The 20,112-nt window shown below is 65.1% G+C and carries 16 protein-coding genes; 9 read left to right on the top strand and 7 right to left on the bottom strand.

Annotated features, from left to right (window positions below):
- Positions 1-88: 88 nt before the first annotated feature.
- Positions 89-406: a hypothetical protein gene (locus JEY66_RS01105; RefSeq protein ID WP_016842666.1), complete on the bottom strand. Its 318-nt coding sequence runs from the start codon at positions 404-406 to the stop codon at positions 89-91.
- Between the two features lie 373 nt (positions 407-779).
- Here JEY66_RS01105 and rpsT point away from each other — a divergent pair, with 373 nt between their 5' ends.
- From rpsT to JEY66_RS01065, 8 genes are all read left to right on the top strand, one after another.
- On the top strand, positions 780-1,046 hold the full coding sequence (rpsT, locus tag JEY66_RS01100) for a 30S ribosomal protein S20 (RefSeq protein ID WP_016842667.1): 267 nt from the start codon (positions 780-782) through the stop codon (positions 1,044-1,046).
- Between the two features lie 1,225 nt (positions 1,047-2,271).
- Entirely contained in the window at positions 2,272-3,702 is a 1,431-nt protein-coding gene (dnaA, locus tag JEY66_RS01095) for a chromosomal replication initiator protein DnaA (protein WP_016842668.1), read from the top strand.
- Positions 3,703-3,965: 263 nt separating this feature from the next.
- On the top strand, positions 3,966-5,084 hold the full coding sequence (gene dnaN, locus JEY66_RS01090; RefSeq protein ID WP_016842669.1) for a DNA polymerase III subunit beta: 1,119 nt from the start codon (positions 3,966-3,968) through the stop codon (positions 5,082-5,084).
- A gap of 75 nt (positions 5,085-5,159) precedes the next feature.
- Positions 5,160-6,296: a DNA replication/repair protein RecF gene (gene recF, locus JEY66_RS01085; RefSeq protein WP_018269242.1), complete on the top strand. Its 1,137-nt coding sequence runs from the start codon at positions 5,160-5,162 to the stop codon at positions 6,294-6,296.
- Positions 6,297-6,781: 485 nt separating this feature from the next.
- Positions 6,782-9,217: a DNA topoisomerase (ATP-hydrolyzing) subunit B gene (gyrB, locus tag JEY66_RS01080; RefSeq protein WP_018269243.1), complete on the top strand. Its 2,436-nt coding sequence runs from the start codon at positions 6,782-6,784 to the stop codon at positions 9,215-9,217.
- Between the two features lie 165 nt (positions 9,218-9,382).
- The gene (gene murA / locus JEY66_RS01075; RefSeq protein ID WP_016842674.1) at positions 9,383-10,675 is read left to right on the top strand and encodes a UDP-N-acetylglucosamine 1-carboxyvinyltransferase; all 1,293 of its coding nucleotides are present in this window, start codon (positions 9,383-9,385) and stop codon (positions 10,673-10,675) included.
- 57 nt (positions 10,676-10,732) lie between these two features.
- Positions 10,733-12,130: an MATE family efflux transporter gene (locus JEY66_RS01070; RefSeq protein WP_018269244.1), complete on the top strand. Its 1,398-nt coding sequence runs from the start codon at positions 10,733-10,735 to the stop codon at positions 12,128-12,130.
- Positions 12,127-12,600, top strand: coding sequence for a DUF2867 domain-containing protein (locus JEY66_RS01065; RefSeq protein WP_018269245.1), 474 nt, complete (start codon positions 12,127-12,129; stop codon positions 12,598-12,600). Before JEY66_RS01070 ends, JEY66_RS01065 begins: the two co-directional genes overlap by 4 nt.
- Positions 12,601-12,668: 68 nt before the next feature.
- Here the strand turns inward: JEY66_RS01065 and JEY66_RS01060 are convergent, their stop codons facing one another.
- Positions 12,669-13,808, bottom strand: a complete 1,140-nt coding sequence (locus tag JEY66_RS01060; RefSeq protein WP_016841897.1) for an FUSC family protein — start codon at positions 13,806-13,808, stop codon at positions 12,669-12,671.
- A gap of 163 nt (positions 13,809-13,971) precedes the next feature.
- On the opposite strand from JEY66_RS01060, the gene JEY66_RS01055 reads away from it, so the two are divergent.
- Positions 13,972-15,342 (top strand): MmgE/PrpD family protein, encoded by a 1,371-nt coding sequence (locus JEY66_RS01055; RefSeq protein ID WP_018269246.1) that lies wholly within the window; start codon positions 13,972-13,974, stop codon positions 15,340-15,342.
- A gap of 273 nt (positions 15,343-15,615) precedes the next feature.
- On the opposite strand, the gene JEY66_RS01050 is transcribed toward JEY66_RS01055, so the two are convergent.
- The 5 genes from JEY66_RS01050 to JEY66_RS01030 all read right to left on the bottom strand — a co-directional run bounded on the left by JEY66_RS01050 (position 15,616) and on the right by JEY66_RS01030 (position 20,092).
- A complete protein-coding gene (locus JEY66_RS01050) occupies positions 15,616-15,906 on the bottom strand; it encodes a DUF1330 domain-containing protein (protein ID WP_016841900.1) in 291 nt (96 codons plus the stop codon).
- A gap of 127 nt (positions 15,907-16,033) precedes the next feature.
- Positions 16,034-17,461 (bottom strand): serine hydrolase domain-containing protein, encoded by a 1,428-nt coding sequence (locus JEY66_RS01045; protein ID WP_026192019.1) that lies wholly within the window; start codon positions 17,459-17,461, stop codon positions 16,034-16,036.
- A 156-nt stretch (positions 17,462-17,617) separates the two neighbouring features.
- Positions 17,618-18,253, bottom strand: coding sequence for a nucleoside deaminase (locus JEY66_RS01040; RefSeq protein WP_016841906.1), 636 nt, complete (start codon positions 18,251-18,253; stop codon positions 17,618-17,620).
- A 30-nt stretch (positions 18,254-18,283) separates the two neighbouring features.
- Positions 18,284-18,628: a hypothetical protein gene (locus JEY66_RS01035; RefSeq protein ID WP_016841907.1), complete on the bottom strand. Its 345-nt coding sequence runs from the start codon at positions 18,626-18,628 to the stop codon at positions 18,284-18,286.
- Between the two features lie 390 nt (positions 18,629-19,018).
- Positions 19,019-20,092 (bottom strand): helix-turn-helix domain-containing protein, encoded by a 1,074-nt coding sequence (locus JEY66_RS01030; RefSeq protein WP_038374436.1) that lies wholly within the window; start codon positions 20,090-20,092, stop codon positions 19,019-19,021.
- Positions 20,093-20,112: the final 20 nt, after the last annotated feature.

The raw sequence follows: 20,112 nt of genomic DNA, 5'->3' as shown, positions 1-20,112 counted from the left end.
CTATATATGTCCTTACGCGGATGATGGCAGCCCCGTTACTGAGTGCTGCAGCCAAGGAGGGCTGCCGCCAAGGCGGGCTGCGAGCAAGTCAGTCGCGCGCGTAGCCGATCAAGGGCTTGCGGGGCCGGAACAGGATCATCAGCAGGATGCCGGCAATGCCGAGCACTGCGAACACCGGCTGCTCCAGAAGCAGGCGGATCACGTCATTCCAGAGCCAGGGCGCGAAGCGATCCACCCAGGCATGGAATGCCTGCTGGCTCGACTGGTGGATGTCGTTCCAGAACTGGCCGAATTGGGTGAACCGCAGGCTCTGGTCGGCGACGTAGCGGGCCCCGTCATAGACCATGAAGATGAAGCTGCCGGCCAGCAGCAGAAGGCCGATCAGACGGAAAAAGCCGCGGATCATGCGTCACCCTAACTCCCAGTCGCGCCCCACGCGTCGTCAGGCCTTACCGGGCGCCCCCCGGAAATTCAACCTCTTCAGCGGCTTATCCGGCCCTCGCGGGCCGATTTCGGGCTCTTTTTGGGTCCCGAAAGCGTTGACGCTTAAGCCCGCGCCATCTATAAGACCGGCCGATGGCGGCGGGCGCAATCCTGCCGCCGCTGTTCTTTGGACAGTGCCGCAGGCGCGGGGCAGCATTTTGCGCTCCTCGCATGGCCGCCTCAAGGACACCCAAGAAAACCACCTTGGACAAATACATCAGAGTTGAGATTTGAACCGGCCGGTGCGCGCAAGCCCGACCACCGAGCGATCACCGCCGAAGGACAGTTAGAGAACCATGGCCAACACCACCTCCGCCAAGAAGGCGACCCGCAAGATTGCCCGCCGCACCATCGTCAACAAGTCGCGCCGCACGCAGATGCGTGGCGCGGTGCGCACCGTCGAGGAAGCGATCAAGAGCGGCGACCGCGAGGCGGCGCTGAAGGCGATGAGCCGCGCCGAGCCCGAGCTGATGAAGGCAGCGCAGCGCAACATCATTCACAAGAACAACGCGAGCCGTAAGGTCTCGCGTCTGTCGCAGCGGATCGCCAAGCTCGCCAAGTAAAAGCTCGGCGCGCGAGCTGACTGGAAGACACATTTGTCACGAAGCCCGGCTCGCGCCGGGCTTTTTGTTTTTGTCTCGACTTTTGTCGTGGAAGTTTCATAGCGCGAGAACACTTCGCGTTGCCGCGCGACGAACTGCGTGTCATGTTTCGTCGCGTCCGTAGTTCTACCGGCTCAACATGCTTAACGCGCCGCACTCGCCCACAGATTGTTCTTCGCTAAGCTAGATAGATGGAATAGCGCGCAAGCATTTCGCGGCGAAACTTGCGACGCGGGGTTACCCTGCAAAAGTAATCGAGAAAAATGACGTCTCGCGAATTACTTATGCACATAGCGTTGGACAGCGATTGGAAAAATGACCGGCGCGAGACCAAATGTAAATTTTCTATGAAAAATTTTTGGTATTGCACCGTCGTTTGTGACACGCGTGAATCTGTGCGCTGATTCAAAAACTTGCTTTCGCAACTCAGCATCGGCAACGCCGCAACAGTCGCGAAGAGTCTCGACCCCCGTCGAATCCACGGATTGTCAGGAAATGTGCTTGGTGTATTTATTTCTTGTTCGCGACGCCCACGGCTCTCCAGATCAGCGCGGTTTGAGACCCAGGGGCGGACGCACAAATCGGCGGCGGTGTGTGCGTTAGCGACGCTTTCCAAGCGAAGCTGGATTGACGGCTCATAGCGATATGAGGACGGACGAACTGTGTCAAAAATTCTCCGGCGATGTCCCCGGCAATTTGGGGGATCGAACAAGAGAGACCAGGACGTCGGTCGGATCTGGCAGCGGGAACGCGGAGCGAGTGAACGGGTTGACGACGACACGGCGGCGGCGAAGCGCCGGGCATTTCGGTGTTCGGTAGCAGCAGTTCGAATTTGAAGACACGAGCAAGCTGACAACTTGCCGCGATACGTCGCGGCGGGAGGGGGAGGACTTATGCCTTACGGTATCATCACTGCAGTCGAACCAACGACAGCCGAAGCGCAAATTTCCAGTGGTGCCGTAATCAACCCCTCGGACATCGGCTCTCACCCGCAGCGTCCGTCGAGTACGCGCTGACCTCGCGGGGCGCATCTTCTCCAAACAGCTGATCTGTCGGGTGGCGCACGGTCGCCGCACGGGAGAGCTTTGTCCGGAGCAGACCGCGCCCGCTAGAGGTCGCGCCGCGGCAGCAAACCTGCACGGCGCTTTCGCAACGATTATCTCTCAGACTTGGAAGTACGAAGGCAATGACGAACACGGAACAGGATCGCTGGTCGCGGGTGAAGGGACGTCTGCGGACGAGCGTTGGCGAGGACGTTTACACGAGCTGGTTCGCACGGATGGATCTGGAGAGCGTGCACGACGAGAGCGTGCACCTGTCGGTTCCGACCCGGTTCCTCAAGAGCTGGATCCAGGCGCATTACGCCGATCGTGTGCTGTCCTGCTGGCAGGCCGAGATGCCGGAAGTGCACAAGATCGACCTTACCGTCCGCTCCGCGATCCGTGCGACGGCTCCGGTGAAGGAAACGGCTGCGCCCGTCGAAGTGCGCCGCATCGAGCGCACCGACGGCCGCCCCGCGCCCGAATTGCGCTCGTTTGCGACTGCGCCGGTGTCGGCAAGCCATGACGCGCTCGGCGGCTCGCCGCTCGATCCGCGCCTGACCTTTGCCAGCTTCGTCGTCGGCCGGTCCAACACGCTGGCTCATGCGGCGGCCCGCCAGGTCGCGGAAGGTCGCCGCGGCGATCCCGTGATGTTCAACCCGCTCTACATCCATGCCGGCGTCGGCCTCGGCAAGACGCACCTGCTGCAGGCGGTGACCTGGGCCGGCAATTCCGGCGGCGAACGCAAGGTGCTGTATCTCACCGCCGAGAAGTTCATGTACGGCTTCGTCGCGGCGCTGAAGACGCAGACGGCGCTGGCCTTCAAGGAGGCGCTGCGCGGCATCGACGTGCTGGTCATCGACGATCTGCAGTTCCTGCAGGGCAAGTCGACGCAGGCCGAGTTCTGCCACACGCTGAACGCGCTGATCGATGCCGGCCGCCAGGTCGTGATCGCGGCCGACCGTCCGCCGTCGGATCTGGAAAGCCTCGACGACCGCGTGCGCTCGCGGCTCGCCGGCGGCCTCGTGGTCGAGATGGGCTCGCTCGGCGAGGAGCTGCGGCTCGGCATCCTGAAGTCGCGCGTCGCCGCGGCTCGCGCCCACCATGCAAGCTTCGACGTGCCGGAGGAGGTGCTCGACTATCTGGCGCGCACCATCACCCATAACGGCCGCGACCTTGAAGGCGCGATCAACCGCCTGCTGGCGCACTCCAAGCTCAACAACCAGCCGGTGACGCTGGAGATGGCCGAGCGCGAGGTGCGCGACCTGATCCGCCCGCAGGAGCCGAAGCGGATCAAGATCGAGGACATCCAGCGCGTGGTCGCCCGGCAGTACAATGTCAGCCGCTCCGACCTGCTGTCGTCCCGCCGCACCGCCAATGTGGTGCGCCCGCGCCAGGTCGCGATGTATCTGGCGAAGACGCTGACCTTGCGCTCGCTGCCGGAGATCGGCCGGCGCTTCGGCGGCCGCGACCACACCACGGTGTTGCACGCCGTGCGCAAGATTGAGGCACTGGTCGCCAAGGACACGGCGCTGTCGGAGGAAGTCGAATCGCTGAAGCGCCAGCTGCAGGAATAGGGCCGCTTCATCCGGCCGGCTCGTTCCATTGCCCTCCCCTCCCAAAGGGGAGGGCTAAACTTTTTTCCGACCCAAAACGTGGGGAACGGGGCTCGTTTCGCGCCCGTATCCCTTGCACCGGCCGCCCATCCGCGCCACCTTGCGGTCCCCCCGTGGGTTTGATCAAATCCGGTATTGATCCGGCTTTTCGGGTTTCCAATGCCGCGGTGCTGCCCTGAACGGCCGCCCGGCTTTTCCATCTGAGGGATCTGGCGGGTATTGCAATGAAGGTCACCGTCGAGCGCGCGCAACTCCTGAAATCGCTAGGTCACGTTCACCGCGTGGTCGAGCGTCGCAACACCATCCCGATCCTCGGCAACGTGCTGATCCGCGCCGAGGGCGCCAAACTGTCGCTGAAAGCGACCGACCTCGACCTCGAGGTGACGGAGACCCTGGCCGCCGAAACCGGAACCGCCGGCTCGACCACGGTGCCCGCGCACATGTTCTACGACATCGTCCGCAAGCTGCCCGACGGCTCGCAGATCGTGCTGGAAGCCGATGGCGACCGCTCGGTGCTGGCGGTGCGTGCCGGCCGCTCGCGCTTCACGCTGCAGACCCTGCCCGAGAGCGACTTCCCGGGCCTTGCCGCCGGCGACATGACGCATTCGTTCTCGCTGCCGGCGTCCGATATCAAACGCCTGATCGACCGCACGCAGTTCGCGATCTCGACCGAAGAGACCCGCTACTACCTCAACGGCATCTATCTGCACGCGGCCGGCAACGCCAAGGCGGCGACCCTGCGCGGGGTTGCGACCGACGGTCACCGGCTGGCGCAGATCGACCTCGCGCTGCCCAAGGGCGCAACCGGCATGCCCGGCGTGATCGTCCCGCGCAAGACGGTCGGCGAAGTACAGCGGCTGATCGAGGGCGACGACGCCGAGATCTCGATCGAGCTGTCGGACGGCAAGATCCGCTTCACGCTCGGCAATGTGGTGCTGACCTCGAAGCTGATCGACGGCACCTTCCCGGACTACGGCCGCGTCATTCCACAGAACAACGACAAGGAACTGGTCGTCGACAAGAAGGATTTCGAAGCCGCCGTCGACCGCGTCTCGACGATTTCCAGCGAACGCGGCCGCGCGGTGAAGCTCGCGCTGTCCGCGGGCAAGCTGGTGCTCTCGGTCACCAATCCGGATTCCGGCAGCGCCACCGAGGAGCTCGAGGTCGAGTACGCCTCCGACGCGCTCGATATCGGCTTCAACTCGCGCTATCTGCTCGACATCGCTGCCCAGATCGAGGGCGAGGTCGCGGTGCTGAAGCTCGCCGATCCCGGCTCGCCGACCCTGGTGCAGGACCGCGACAGCAAGGGCGCACTCTACGTGCTGATGCCGATGCGGGTGTGACGCACTTCTCTTGGCGCGCATCAGCACTAGATTGCGTCGTGGCTGGGCACGACTGCCCGGCAATGACGAGCTGAGATGACCCCGTCCCGCATTCATCGCCTGTCGCTGACGCATTTCCGCAATTACCGGACGGCGACGCTGCAGGTCGCCGGCGACATGGTGGTGCTGGTCGGGCCGAACGGCGCCGGCAAGACCAATTGCATGGAAGCGGTCTCGTTCCTGTCGCCGGGCCGCGGGCTGCGTCGCGCGACGCTGGAGGACATCGCCGACAATCAGGGCGACGGCTCCTGGGCGGTGTCGGCCGAAGTCGAGGGCGCGCTCGGCCTCGCCACGCTCGGCACCGGCATCGATCCTCCGACCGGTGACGCCGGCAGCACGCGACGCTGCCGCATCGACCGCGAACCGGTGGGTTCCGCGACCGCCTTCGGCGATCATCTGCGCATCGTGTGGCTGACGCCGGCGATGGACGGCCTGTTCATGGGCGCCGCGTCGGAACGGCGGCGCTTCTTCGATCGCCTGGTGCTGGCGATCGATTCCGAACATTCCAGCCGCGTTTCCGCGCTGGAGCGGTCGCTGCGCTCGCGCAACCGGCTGCTCGAGGTGCGCAACTATGACGACCATTGGTGTGATGCGATCGAGCGCGAAACCGCCGAGCTTGCGGTCGCGGTCGCCGCGTCGCGGGGCCAGACCGCCGCCAAGCTCGCCGTGATGCTGCGCGAGCGCGGCGCGGCCTCGGCCTTCCCCTCCGCCGAGATCATGCTCGACGGCTGGATGGAGAATGCGCTGCTGCAGGAGCCTGCAACCGCAGTGGAGGACCGCTACCGCGAGATCCTGCGCGCCGGCCGGCCGCGCGATGCCGCCGCCGGGCGCACGCTCGACGGCCCGCATCTGACCGATCTGCAGGTGGTCTACGCGCCGAAGAACATGCCGGCGCGTGATGCCTCGACCGGCGAGCAGAAGGCGCTTTTGATCGGGCTGGTGCTGGCGCACGCCACGATGGTCGCGGAGATGACCGGCATCGTACCGCTGCTGCTGCTCGACGAGGTCGTCGCCCATCTCGATCCGAACCGCCGCAAGGCGCTGTTCGACGAGCTCGCCAAGCTCGGTGCGCAGGTCTGGATGACCGGTGCCGATCCCGCGGCGTTCCTCGACATCGGCCCTCGGGGGGAGATTTTCGACGTCGAATCCGGCCGCGCCACACGGCGCGGCTGATTGGCTAGTCTAGGGCAATCTGAAGCGATGGCGCCGTCGCAGAGCGCATAGCCAAAATATCGAAAACAACCCCATGCAAAGTAGTCAGCGGCGGCCGGCGTTCGACCAAGCAGCTTGACACGTCGGGCAACTCAGGAACATTATTCTAATATTCCGAAATTTCGCCAGCACCCCTCGCCCCCGTTCGCCCATGCCCAGCGGGAGAAGCGAACCTCCGAAGCCGCTCCAATTCAGCCTGGTCTCATCATGTTTCTGGCGGCGCAGAATCGGCCTCGATAAGGGCTCCGAATCCGCCACCGAAGCGGGCTTTTCAAAGCCCTCGGAATCGGTCCTTGAAAGCCTTGAAACAGGCCTAAAAAATCCCATTTATTCAATAGTTTGTAGATGGAGACTTTGCGCTAGGCGCAACCCCTCTTTCGTGGCACAAATACCGGAATCAGCGCCTCATTTTGCGCAGCTGATTCGGACATCCTCGAAGGCCTCACATGACTGAACCTGCCCGGCAGACCCCTGCCGAATCTGAGCATCCCGTTCCGGCCGAATATGGTGCGGAATCGATCCGGGTGCTGAAGGGCCTCGACGCCGTCCGCAAGCGCCCCGGCATGTATATCGGCGACACCGACGACGGTTCCGGCCTGCACCACATGGTCTACGAGGTCGTCGACAACGCGATCGACGAGGCGCTGGCCGGCCATGCCAGCCGCGTCCTGGTCACCCTCAACGCCGACAATTCCGTCACCGTGTACGATGACGGACGCGGCATTCCGGTCGGCATCCACAAGGAAGAAGGTGTCTCGGCAGCCGAGGTCATCATGACCCAGCTGCACGCCGGCGGAAAATTCGACCAGAATTCCTACAAGGTTTCCGGCGGTCTGCACGGCGTCGGCGTCTCCGTCGTCAACGCGCTCTCCAGCAAGCTTGCGCTGCGGATCTGGCGCGACGACAAGGAGCACTACATCGAATTCGCGCACGGTGATGCCGTGGCGCCGCTCAAGGTGGTCGGCGATGCCCCGGGCAAGCGCGGCACCGAGGTCACCTTCCTCGCCTCGGTCGAGACCTTCAAGAACATCGAGTATGATTTCGCGACGCTCGAGCACCGGCTGCGCGAGCTCGCCTTCCTCAATTCCGGCGTCAACATCGTGCTCTCCGACATGCGTCACGCGGTCGAGAAGCGCGAGGAGATGCACTATTCCGGCGGTGTCGAGGAATTCGTCAAATATCTCGACCGCAACAAGAAGGCGATCGTGCCGGCGCCGATCATGGTGCGCTCGGAAGCCAACGGCATCGGCGTCGAGGCGGCGCTATGGTGGAACGACAGCTACCACGAGAACGTGCTGTGCTTCACCAACAACATCCCGCAGCGCGACGGCGGCACCCATCTGGCCGGCTTCCGCGGCGCGCTGACGCGCCAGGTCAACGGCTATGCCGAGGCCAATGCGAAGAAGGAAAAGATCGCGCTGACCGGCGACGATTGCCGCGAAGGCCTCACCGCGGTGCTGTCGGTGAAGGTGCCCGATCCGAAATTCTCGTCGCAGACCAAGGACAAGCTGGTGTCCTCGGAGGTTCGGCCGGTGGTCGAGAACGTCCTGAACGAGGCGCTCGCCGCCTGGTTCGAGGAGAATCCGAAGGAAGCCAAGGAGATCGTCGGCAAGGTGATCCAGGCCGCCGCGGCCCGCGAGGCTGCGCGCAAGGCGCGCGAGCTGACCCGCAAGAATCCGCTCAGCGTCTCCTCGCTGCCCGGCAAGCTCGCCGACTGCCAGGAGAAGGACCCGGCCAAATCCGAACTGTTCATTGTCGAGGGCGACTCGGCAGGCGGCAGCGCCAAGCAGGGCCGCAACCGTGAATTCCAGGCGGTGCTGCCGCTGCGCGGCAAGATCCTCAATGTCGAGCGCGTCCGTCCCGACAAGATGCTGTCGTCCGAGCAGATCGGCACGCTGATCACCGCGCTCGGCACCGGCATCAGCGACGATTTCTCGGTCGACAAGCTGCGCTATCACAAGATCATCGTGATGACCGACGCCGACGTCGACGGCGCCCATATCCGCACCCTGCTGCTGACCTTCTTCTATCGTCAAATGCGCTCGATCATCGATGGCGGCTATCTCTATATCGCCCAGCCGCCGCTCTATAAGGTCTCGCGCGGCAAGTCCGAGCAATACCTGAAGGACGAGCGCGCCCTTGAGGACTATCTGATCTCGACCGGGCTCGACGAATGCGTCTTCAAACCGGCCTCCGGCGACGACCGCTCGGGCCGTGATCTGCTGTCGCTGGTCGAAGACGCCCGGGTGATCCGCTCGGTGCTGCGCAATTTGCACAGCCGCTATAATCGCGCCGTCATCGAGCAGGCCGCGATCGCGGGCGTGCTCAATCCCAGGATCACCGGCGATATCGCCACCGCCAATTCGGCGGCCGAATACATCGCCAAGCGGCTGGACGCCGTGGCCGAAGAGGTCGAGCGCGGCTGGATCGGCACCTTCACGGAAGGCCAGGGGTTCCAGTTCGAGCGCACCGTGCGCGGGGTCAGGGAATTCGCCGTGATCGACGACGCGTTTCTCGGCTCGGCCGATGCCCGCAAGCTCGACGAATACGCGACCGAGCTGCAAGAGATCTACGTGCGCGCGGGCAAGCTGCGGCGCAAGGATGCCGAGCAGATCATCCACGGCCCGATCGACCTGTTCGAGGCCGTGACCGACGCCGCCCGCAAGGGCATCTCGCTGCAGCGCTACAAAGGTCTCGGCGAGATGAACCCGGAACAGCTCTGGGAGACCACGCTGGACACCGAGGCGCGCTCGCTGCTGCAGGTGAAGATCAAGGAGGTCGACGAGGCCGACGATATCTTCACCAAGCTGATGGGCGACGTGGTCGAGCCGCGCCGCGAATTCATTCAGGACAATTCGCTCAGCGCCACCATCGACATCTAGGGTTCTGCGCACGGCCAGGCGGGCGTGCGCTTCTCGGCGCCGTCGCGGCGCTACCTTTCGGGTGGAAGCTGCGCCGGAAGTTGTGTTACGGTGCCGGACGGTCGTTGATTCCATTGTGGAATTTCCAACGACCCGGTCTGAATGATGCGTTAGGGGACATTCCGCGTGCCGCCGATCCAATACATCGTCGAAGGCGGCCGCCGCCTTTCGGGCACCATCGAGCCGTCGGGCAACAAGAACTCCGCGCTGCCGATCATCGCCGCGGCACTGCTCACCGAGCACCCGGTCACGCTGACCAACGTGCCGCGCATCCGCGACACCGAAACGCTGGTCGAATTGTGCCGCTCGGTTGGCGCCACCGCCGAATGGACCGAGCGCAACACGCTGCAGATTCATGCCAAGGAGATCCGCGCCGCCGATCTCGATCCGGCGCTGTGCGCGCGCATCCGCGCCTCGATCCTGCTCGCCGGTCCGCTGCTCGCCCGCTGCGGCGAGGTCGCACTGCCGCCGCCCGGCGGCGACGTGATCGGCCGCCGCCGGCTCGACACGCACTTCCTGGCCTTCGAGCAGCTCGGCGCCACCGTCACCGCGACGCACCGGCTCGAATTCCGCGCCACGCGGCTGAAGGGTGCCGACGTGTTCCTCGACGAGCCCAGCGTCACCGCGACGGAGAACGCGCTGGTCGCCGCGGTCGCCGCCCGCGGCACCACCTATCTGCGCAACGCGGCCTCCGAGCCGCATGTGCAGGACCTCGCCAATTTCCTGATCGCGCTCGGCGCCAAGATCGAAGGTGTCGGCACCAACACCATCATCGTGCACGGGCCGGCAACGCTCGGCAGCACGACTTTCGCGATCCAGCCCGACCATATCGAGGTCGGATCGCTGATCGGGCTTGCCGCGGTGACCCGCTCGCCGCTGCGCATCGCGCGCGCCGGCGTCGAGCATCTGCGCTCGATCCGGATGGGCTTTGAGCGGCTCGGCATCGTCTGCGGCGTCGAGGGCGACGATCTCGTCGTCCCGTCCGGCCAGACCATGAAGATCCAGGACGATTTCGGCGGCCATGTGCCGAAGCTCGAGGACCAGCCCTGGCCGGCCTTCCCGGCCGACCTGATGTCGATCGCGATCGTCACCGCGACGCAGTGCGACGGCGTCATCCTGATGCACGAGAAGATGTTCGAATCCCGGATGTTCTTCGTCGACAACCTGATCGCCATGGGTGGCCGCATCGTGCTATGCGACCCGCACCGCGCGATCGTCGCCGGCCCTAGCCGGCTGCGCGGCGCGCCGATGAACTCGCCCGACATCCGGGCCGGTATGGCGATGCTGCTGGCCGCGGTGTGTGCCGAGGGTACCTCCACCATCAACAACGCCGACCAGATCGAGCGCGGCTATGAGCGGATCGATGAGCGGCTCAACGCCCTCGGCGCCAAGATCAAGCGGATTCCCGCGCGATCGTGATTCCCTGCGGCAGCTTGGCCATCCTTCCGGCCGGTTTGCCGTGCTAAGCGTGCCGTCATGACCTGCATCGACAAGATCGACCCGGCCGCGCCGAACGCGGCCGTTGTCGTCCCTCGCAACCTGCTCACGGCCGAGCTCGCGGAAACGCTGAAGCTCGCGGTGCCGCTTGCGCTGACGCAGCTCGGGCAGATCGCGATGATGACCACCGATCTCGCCTTCATCGGCCGACTCGGCAGCGAAAGCGTCGCCGCCGCGGCGCTGGCGCATACCGTGTATTTCGTCAGCTTCACCATCGGCATGGGCATGATGTCGGCGGTCTCGCCGCTGGCCGCGCAGGCATTCGGCGCGCGCAACCCGCGCGTGATGCGGCGCGCGCTCCGCGTCGGCCTGTGGGCCGGCTTCTTCATGGTGCTGCCGCTGATGGCGCTGCCGTTCCAGGGCGAGCGCATCCTGCTTATGCTCGGCCAGACCCAGGCCACCGCGCACTTGGCGCAGCAATATCTGTTCGGTCTCGCCTGGGGCATCCTGCCGGCGCTGTGGTTCATCGCGCTCCGCGGCTTCATGAGCGCGGTGAACCGGCCGGAGCCGGTGCTGTGGATCACGCTTGCCGCTATCCCGGCCAATGCGCTGATGGTCTACCTGTTGCTGTACGGCAAATGGGGCATGCCCGAACTCGGCATGTTCGGCGCCGGACTTGCGACCACGATCGTCAATCTCGGCACCTTCCTTGCCGGCGTGTGGTTCGCGGCGCGCCGCCGCCCGTTCCGCAAATATCATGTCTTCAGCCGCCTCTGGCGCATCGACTGGCCGCTGATGGGCAAGCTGGTCGCCGTCGGCGCGCCGATCTCGATTGCCTTCCTGCTGGAGTACGGCCTGTTCGGTGCGGCCGGTCTGCTGATGGGGCTGATCAGCACCACGGCGCTGGCCGCGCACCAGATCGCGCTGCAGATCGCGGCGATCCTGTTCATGGTGCCGTTCGGGGTCAGCATGGCCGCTACCGTGCGGGTCGGCCAGGCCGTCGGCCGCCGCGATACCGACGCGGTGCAGCGCGCCGGCTTTGTCGCGATCGCGCTCAGCGGGATCTTCATGAGCATCATGACGCTCGCGGTGATCCTGGCACGCTTCGAGATCGCAGCTCTGTTCCTCGGCGAGGCCTCCGACACCACCGCGCAACTCACTGCGGCGCTGCTGTTGATCGGCGCGACCTTCTTCATCGCCGACGGCATCCAGACCACCACCGCGGGCGCGCTGCGCGGCATGAACGACACCCAGGTGCCGCTGCTGTTCGCCGTCATCAGCTATTGGCTGATCGGCTTCGCATCGGCCTCTGCGCTCGCCTTCTGGGCGAAGCTCGACGCCGCCGGTGTCTGGATTGGGCTGTCGCTCGGGACGGCGGTCTATGCGACCCTCCTTGTCTTGCGTTTCCGCCGGCTGGCACGCAGACTGGGCAAATGAGGGTCGACGAGGTCACGCCGAACGTGGATTCCGCCGCGCTGCTCGCCGGCGCGCAATTCATCGACGCGTTCCGGATCGCCACTGCGCGCCCCGACCTCGATGCGCGGCATGCCGCCGAGGCGATGGTGGCGCGGCAGCCGCGCTGGATCGAATGGCTGATTGCCCTACGTAACTTCATCGTCGCGCCGCTTGGCCTGAAGACCTCGGGCGCGGCCGACGGCGCGGCACGCGACATGATCGGGATCTTTCCGGTGGTCAGCGAGACGCCGGAGCGGCTGGTCGCGGGGTTCAACGACAAGCATCTCGACTTCCGCCTCGTCGTCGACGTCGCCTCCGCGGGAGCTGTGCGCAGCATCACCGCGACCACGCTGGTGCTCACCCACAACCGGTTCGGTCGCGCCTATCTCGCGGTGATCCTGCCGTTCCACCGCCTGATCGTACCCGCGATGCTGCGCAAGGCCGTAGACTGAATGGCTGGACCCTAGACGCGTTTTCTTCATGCGAACCGGTACCCACTTCGCTCGAAAACGCTCTCGTCTCAAGCCGCGCTCTTCTCCGGCGTGTCGGCGACGATCTTCTCGGAAGCGTCGGCGTTGGTGCACCAATTGCCGTGGCAGCGCTTGAGGTCGTTGAGATTCTGCCGCATCTGGTCGAGCGAGAAGCCGAGCGCGTAGAAGCGCTCGGCGGCATCGACCGGCAGGCCGCGGATCAGGCCGTCCGTGCGGACAGCGGCGACCTCCTCGCTATAGGCATGCAGCGCGGCATCGACCGGTGCCATGTCGGCCGGGCCGCTGCCGGCGCGCAGAGCGGTCGCGACCGCCACCATGTAAGTCACGATCGCTTTGCTGACGTCGGCCAATGGCCGCGCCAGCCTCGCCTGGATATCGGCCGGCAGCGGCACCACACAGGCGCGCCCGATCATCACGACGTCGTGCCGCAGCCGCTGGATGGTCCGCAGCAACGGGCCTGTATCCGGCCCCGACGACAGATGCATCGAGCGCTCGCGTTCGGCCTCGAGGCCGGTCGCGTGCAGATTGGTCACCGCGGTGCCGATGCCGTCCTGGATCCGGTGCAGCGCGTCGTTGTCGAGGCCGCGGGTCAGGCCGGCGAGCAATTCGGCGAACGCCGCCGAGAGCAGCTCCAGCAGGTTCGATGCATTGACCCTGATCTGGCTGACCGCGCGCGACGGCAGCACCAGGAACGAGATCAGAAGCCCGGTGAGCGCGCCGACCGTCACCTCGAGGACGCGGTCGATCGCGGAATCCAGCGGATTGGAGTGATGCATCGTCGGCAGCAGCAGCACGATCACCGCCGTCACGGTCGCCGAGTTCAGGCTCGGATTGAGCGCGGCGATGAAGGCCAGCGGCACGATCGCCAGCACCAGCAGCGCCAGCAGGCTGCCCTCGCCGGAATGCGGGATCAAAACCGCGATCGCGCCGCCATAGACGGCGCCGCCGATGGTGCCGAGCATGTAATCGCGGCTGGCCTTCAGCGAGCGGCCGACGCTCATTTGCGTCACGATCAGCGAGGTCAGCACCGCCCAGAGCGGCAGCATCAGGTTGAGCGCCAACGCGATGGTATAGGCCGCGACGCCGGCGGACGCGATCCGGACCGCCAGCGCCAGCTGCGTCTTGCGAGCCCAGAGCTGGTCGAACATGCGTTTTGCGAAGGTCCTCATGCACCGTGATCCGCAATCAAAGGAAAGGCCCGTGTTACATGACTTGAAGCTAAACCGACCTGAAGCTAACCGATCTGGAGCATGGCAGCTGCCCGCGGCGGCAAGGTGGCTTGAAAGGCCTGACCTGCCCGCCTACCCTGCGCCGCAAAATTGAGGAAACACGATGGCCCACGAAACCGCAACGCTCGCCGCCTATGTCGCCGACCTGAAATATTCCGACATTCCGCCGGAGGTGCTGGAGCGCGCCAAGGTTTTGACGCTGGATTTTCTCGGCAGCGCCATCCGCGCCCGGCGCGATGCGGAATCGACGCCATCGCTGATGAAGATGCTGGAGGCGCTGGCGCTCGACGGCAAGGGCGAGGCCACCGTGTTCGGCGACACCAAGACCTGGACTCCGGCAGTCGCGGCGCTGCTTAACGGTGCGCTCGGCCATTCGCTCGATTTCGACGACACCCACGCCGATTCCTCGCTGCATCCGAGCGCACCGGTGGTGCCCGCCGCGTTCGCGGTCGGCGAGATGGTCGGCGCCTCCGGCCGCGACGTGCTGACGGCGATCGTCGCCGGCTATGAAGTGTGCTGCCGGCTCGGCAACGCACTCGACCCGACCTCGCATTACGCCCGCGGCTTCCACCCGACCGCGACCGCCGGCACCTATGGCGCCGCCGCGGCGGCAGCCAAGCTGTTCGGGCTGTCGAAGGATCAGATCATTTCCGCGTTCGGCGTCTCCGGCAGCCAGGCCGCGGGCTCGCTGCAATTCCTGGTCAACGGCGCCTGGAACAAGCGCTACCAGGTCGGCGCCGCCGCGATGAACGGCGTGATCGCCGCGACCCTGGCGCGCAACGACTTCATCGGCTCGAGCGAGGCGGTCGAGGGCAAGCACGGCCTGCTGGTCGGCTACAGCGACGATGCGCATCCGGACAAGGCGGTGGCCGGACTCGGCAGCACCTATGAGACGCTGAAGATCGGCGTGAAGCCGTATCCGAGCTGCCGCTACACCCACGCTGCGATCGACGCGCTGATCGCGATGCGGCGCGAGCACAATCTGACGCCGGACCAGATCAGGAAGGTCGAGATCGGCCTGCACCGCAACGGCATCACGCTGACCGGCGACGCCGCCACCAAGCGCCACCCGACCTCGGTGGTCGGCGGCCAGTTCTCGATGTTCTTCACCGGCGCGATCGCGCTCGACCAGGGCCATTTCGGCTGGGACGATTACGACCGGCTGGGCGATGCGGCCATCGACGCGCTCGCCGACAAGTTCGACGTGGTGCAGGACGACCGCCTTGAGATCGGCCGCACCCATCCGTTCGGCGCCCGCGTCTCGATCACGACAGACGACGGCACCCATGAGCGCCTCTATGCCGATCCCTCCGGCGAGCCGACCTCGTTCCCCGACGCAATGGCGATGCAGCAGAAGTTCTTGACGCTGGCCCGCCCGGTGCTCGACAAGCGCGCCGACCAGCTCGCCGACGCCATCCTGACGCTGGAGCGCTTCGACCGCGTGGAGAAGGCGACGCAGCTGGGAAGGCAGTAAGCAGGCCGTCGAGGCGCAGGCTGCACGCCACGCCCACAGCTGTCGTCCTGGCGAAAGCCAGGACCCATAACCACCGCATTTGATCATGAACGGGATCGTGGCCCCAGCGTCGCGCAACAAGTCTCATTTGGGGTAATGGGTCCCGGCCTTCGCCGGGACGACGACGGCGGGGATGCGTCGTAATTCAAGAAGTCAAACAGCGCGGTGTCATCGCCCGCGTGGCGAAATGGATTCCGGGCTCATGCTTCGCATGCCCCGGAATGACGGCGCGTCCTACTCCGCTCCATCGATAATCACGAAATCCCCCTCTGAATATTTCTGCCGGATCGCCTTCGCGGCCTGATAGTCGGGGCAGGTGTAGCATTCCATCGCAGTGGCGCGATCCTTGAATTCGATGACGAAGTTGCGCTGGCGCGTTGCGCCTTCCATCACCTCATAGGGGCCGTTGCGCACGATGAAATTGGCGCCGTATCTGGCGAACACCGGCATCGCGGCGGCGAGATATTCGGGATAGCGGGCTTCATCGTGAACCGTGACGTGCACGATCCAGTAGGCTTTCGGCATGATGGTCTCCGGCTGACGCGTGCTTCAAGAAACTATGGCGCCTCCTCGCGAGATGCGCCACAGCATCAGAAAATTCCGGAGGCCAAGATTCAATTCACGATCGCGCGGGTGTTGTGTGACATGCCGGTCAATTGCCGCCCGCGAGCCGCGCGCTTGCAGACGTCGCTGTGACGACGTCACGGACCAGATCGAACACGCCGTCCGCCTCGGGCGGCATGTTCGGCGAGCGGCCGAGGCGGACGATGACGAGTCGCTGTGACGGCACGATAATCACATATTGCCCGATCGTGCCCTTGGCGAAGAAGGCATCACGCGGCCAGCCGTGCTCGACACGGTAGTGGGCGCCAAAGCTGTCGCCGAGATTGGTCCAGAACCCCGCGCCGATGCCGACCCAGGCGTGCGGCGTCGGCGATGCGGAGTACCTGACCCAGCCTTCAGGCAGGATGCGCTTGCCCCCCGCCACGCCGTCATCGAGGTAGAGCTGGCCGAACCGCGCCCAGTCGCGCGCGCTCGCCATCATCGCGCCCGATCCTTCCGGCGTGCCCGCAGCATCGAACTGCATCACGACATTGCGCATGCCGAGCGGTCCGAACAGCTCCTCACGCGCGAAGCGCATCACGTCAGCCGCGCGCCCGCCGGCGGCGTTGCGGATCAGGTGCGAGAGGATCAGGTAGTTGCCGTCGTGATAATTCCAGACCCGGCCGGGCGCGCTCTCCAGCGGAGCGCGCTCGGCAAAGGCGGCCATATCCGATTCCATGAACTTCATGCGATTGACCGGCTCGAGCACGGATGCCAGCGACGCCTGCAGCGAGCTGCCGAGCGCGAGGCCCGCGGTGTGGCGCAACAGCTCGTCGACCGTGATCGCGTGGCGCGGATCGTCGGGATTCTGCCAGGCCGCGATCGGGACCGGCTGGTCGCGCGTCAGCCTGCCCTCGCGGACGAGGATTCCGATCAGCGCCGAGATCACCGATTTGGTCGCGGAGAAACCGAGCAGCGGCGTGTCGGTGCCGATGCCGTCGGCGTAACGCTCGGCGACGATGCGGTCGTCCTTCATCACGACGACAGCGCGAGTGTGGCGGAATGGCGCCTCCGCGGGCTCGGCAAAGGCGCGGTCGAGCGCAGCCGCAAGCTGCGGGCTTTGTGGCGCGACGAGCCCAGGACCGGCGATCTCAGGCAGCAGCGCGGCCTGTGGCTTCAACGGCGAAAGCCGGCCATCGGCCAACGCCTCGCCATGTTCGAGCGTGCAGCCAACCCCTTCGCGATAGACCGCATGGCTGCGGCCAAACCCGAACAGCGTCACGGTGACGTCCTTGCGCTGGCGGTCGACCTTGGTGTCCATCGCCCAGGTGATCGGGCCGGCCCCCGGCATCGCGTCCGTGGTCTCGGCCAGGTTTCGCTTCGGGTCGAGCCCGCTGACGAAGGTCTCCGAGCAGATGACATTGGCGACAAACCCGGTCGCGACCTCAGGCACATCGCGGGCGCGGGCGACGGACAGCGCCAACGCACCGCAAGCGGTGGCGGCGGCGAGAATGAGAAAGAGCTTTCGATGGGTCACGGGATCCTCCGGCATGGCGCATTGGGCGCGTGGCCGCAGGAAGCGGCGGGGCGCCGGGAAGCGCTCGCCGAATCTGGAAATCGGCTTGGCCGAGAAACCGGAACGGCTCGCCGATTTCAAAATCCTCTTGTGACTACAACGACATATAATTCGACATCACCCTCGCCAAAGCCGGTCGAGGATGCGCGACCGGACCCAGGACACAAGGCGCCGCTCCAGATCGAAACCGGCCGCGGGAGCGGTGCTACGCTCCCCATCACCCTGTTCGGGACCCCCGACAAATATCCTTCGCGCCTCGATGACCCTCCAGGCGAATGGATGCCGCTTCCGGAAGGCCTCCTGCACCTCGTCATAGAGGCATCCAAGCTGGATCGTCGGCGGCGTGGCGAAGACTTCCGGCATGATCGATGACAGGCCGCTGTCCGTCAGGATATCCCATCTGGAATGGCCGCCCATCACCGGCGACCGCAGGCCGGAGATCACCCTTCCCACCCTGCTTTCGCGAATCGCATAGGCGCACATCGCGCAGGGCTCGACCGTCGAATAGAGCGTGCAATCCTCGAGACTGGTCGTTTTCAGCGTTCTTTGTGCTTCGGACAAGGCGACCATTTCGGCATGTCTGGTCACATCGCCTTCACACCGAACCATGTTGTGGGCCTCGCAGACGAACCGGCCTTTCCGGCTGATCACCGCGGCAAAGGGATATTCTCCCTTTGCCATTCCCGAATGTGCCAGCGAGACGCAGCGCTGCATGAACCCGATATCGGGCGCAGTGAAATCCAGGCTTGTCATGGCGTGATGCGACCCTGCCCCCCAGACTCTTTACCCACGTCGGCTGAGGGGCGCAGGTGGCGGCACGAAGCGTTGCCAGATGGTCCCGTTGTCGAACTGGATCGTCATGCCGTCAGGCGTGTAGACGGCGCCGATGTTGAAAGCTTCGATCCAGATGCGGCTGGCGGGAGAGAACCAATCCGGCCACGCGCGCGACGCCACGCCGGCCTCGGTCACCATGTTGAGTTCGGCCCCGTTCTGCGTGACGTAGGCCAGCAGGCCGCCATGGCAGCCCTGCACGCACTGGTAAGTACCGGTGAGATTGGCGGACTGGGCGGACGCGCCAGTCGTCGTCATTGCGGCAATGATGGCAATCATCAGCGAAAATCGTTTCATAGAATGATCCCTTAGTCTGCAATCAGAACTGAATGAACTGGACCTGTTTAGGCGCTCAGGGCGATGAGACCGTTGACCTGTGTCAAGCGGTGCTGCTTGACCGTCGCGACTTCCCCCCTTCCGACGCCGCTCCAAACTATTGATTATGATCAAAGCCAATCGGCGATGGCGAGCAAGAGCCTTTTCCATGATTATCAGCCGACGCCAGGCAATCACCGCTGGCGTCAAGGAATACAAATCGCCGACCAGCATCGTCTGGATTTTGGGGCGCATCTATCGCACCGGAACGCCGGAGGACTACGCGATGGTGCACCTGGACGATACCACCGGTACGCAACGTCGCGGTCGGATGAGCCGCTGTCCGCCCCCTTCGGAAGAGAAGGGGGCGGATCAAGCGGTGCTTGCCTTCAGCTTCCGATACTCAGTCGGCGTCACGCCAGTCGTCGCCTTGAAGGCGCGGTTGAAGGGGCCGAGCGACTGGAAGCCGGCGTCCATCGCGATGGTGATGACCGGGACCTCGGCCTGCGCGGGGTCGGCGAGCGCCGCCTTGGCTTCCTCGATCCGGTGGTTGTTGAGGAAAACATTAAAGTTGCGATAGCCGAGCCGGTGGTTGATCAGCCGCCTGAGGCGATATTCGGGAATCTTCAACCGGGTCGCCAGCGTGCCGATCGTGACGTTGTCGTGGCGATAGATCCGCTCGTCCGCCATCAGCCGCATCAGGGCATCGACCAGCTTGCGGTCGGCCGCCTCCTCGGCCGCAGCCGGCTTCGTCAGCACGACGGCCTCTGCCGGCACCGTGAACAGGTCGGCGCCGTCGACGCGCATCATCGCCCAGGTGATTGCGGCCACGATGGCGGTGAGCACGGCCGCGTTCATCAGGTTGGCCCATTCCACTGTCACGCGGCTGCCGGCATAGGCAATCTGAAGCAGCGCATTGAATCCGCCGTAGAGCGCAGACGCGGCGACGATGAAGACGCGGGCACGGCGGCGGCGCTCGACCAGATCCGCCGACCATGATCCGATGGTTTGCGCCACCGCGAGCGCAACGAAGACGAGCGTGAGCGAATTGACCATGATGATCGCGATCCGCGCGTGACCGGCGGGTGCAATCCACATGCAACTGACGAAGCTGTAGGCCACGACCGCGGCCCAGATCAGGCCGTGCCACCAGCGCAGCACAAACGCGTCATCGAACAGCGCGCGCGTGAACAGCCAGAACACCACGATATCGCCGGTCGAGAGCGCGATCAGCGGCGCATGCCAGTCCGAGACCGGTGGCCCGGCACCGATCGACGCGGTCACCGCATGTGCGGCCGCGCCGAGCGCGAAAGCGGCCGCAAGGCGCCCGGACAGCGCCTTGCGAAAATCAGTGAGCAGCAAGGCGGCAAGCACCAGCAGCAGCGCCACGCTGGCGCTGCGCAGGCAGAGTTCAAGTGCGGCCCAATCTGAAGCAGCCGATGTCATCGCCGAACAATCGTCGGTCG

The organism is Bradyrhizobium elkanii USDA 76, assembly GCF_023278185.1.
Classification (GTDB): domain Bacteria; phylum Pseudomonadota; class Alphaproteobacteria; order Rhizobiales; family Xanthobacteraceae; genus Bradyrhizobium; species Bradyrhizobium elkanii.
The sequence above is the reverse complement of the archived record's forward strand: the minus strand, read 5'-3'. Positions and strand labels throughout refer to the sequence as shown.

What these genes read in the sequence shown, in the direction of transcription:
- JEY66_RS01105 (WP_016842666.1), bottom strand. Translation starts at nt 406, where the DNA reads ATGATCCGCGGCTTTTTCCGTCTGATCGGCCTTCTGCTGCTGGCCGGC.
- rpsT (WP_016842667.1), top strand. Translation starts at nt 780, where the DNA reads ATGGCCAACACCACCTCCGCCAAGAAGGCGACCCGCAAGATTGCCCGC.
- dnaA (WP_016842668.1), top strand. Translation starts at nt 2,272, where the DNA reads ATGACGAACACGGAACAGGATCGCTGGTCGCGGGTGAAGGGACGTCTG.
- dnaN (WP_016842669.1), top strand. Translation starts at nt 3,966, where the DNA reads ATGAAGGTCACCGTCGAGCGCGCGCAACTCCTGAAATCGCTAGGTCAC.
- recF (WP_018269242.1), top strand. Translation starts at nt 5,160, where the DNA reads ATGACCCCGTCCCGCATTCATCGCCTGTCGCTGACGCATTTCCGCAAT.
- gyrB (WP_018269243.1), top strand. Translation starts at nt 6,782, where the DNA reads ATGACTGAACCTGCCCGGCAGACCCCTGCCGAATCTGAGCATCCCGTT.
- JEY66_RS01070 (WP_018269244.1), top strand. Translation starts at nt 10,733, where the DNA reads ATGACCTGCATCGACAAGATCGACCCGGCCGCGCCGAACGCGGCCGTT.
- JEY66_RS01065 (WP_018269245.1), top strand. Translation starts at nt 12,127, where the DNA reads ATGAGGGTCGACGAGGTCACGCCGAACGTGGATTCCGCCGCGCTGCTC.
- JEY66_RS01060 (WP_016841897.1), bottom strand. Translation starts at nt 13,808, where the DNA reads ATGAGGACCTTCGCAAAACGCATGTTCGACCAGCTCTGGGCTCGCAAG.
- JEY66_RS01055 (WP_018269246.1), top strand. Translation starts at nt 13,972, where the DNA reads ATGGCCCACGAAACCGCAACGCTCGCCGCCTATGTCGCCGACCTGAAA.
- JEY66_RS01050 (WP_016841900.1), bottom strand. Translation starts at nt 15,906, where the DNA reads ATGCCGAAAGCCTACTGGATCGTGCACGTCACGGTTCACGATGAAGCC.
- JEY66_RS01040 (WP_016841906.1), bottom strand. Translation starts at nt 18,253, where the DNA reads ATGACAAGCCTGGATTTCACTGCGCCCGATATCGGGTTCATGCAGCGC.
- JEY66_RS01035 (WP_016841907.1), bottom strand. Translation starts at nt 18,628, where the DNA reads ATGAAACGATTTTCGCTGATGATTGCCATCATTGCCGCAATGACGACG.
- JEY66_RS01030 (WP_038374436.1), bottom strand. Translation starts at nt 20,092, where the DNA reads ATGACATCGGCTGCTTCAGATTGGGCCGCACTTGAACTCTGCCTGCGC.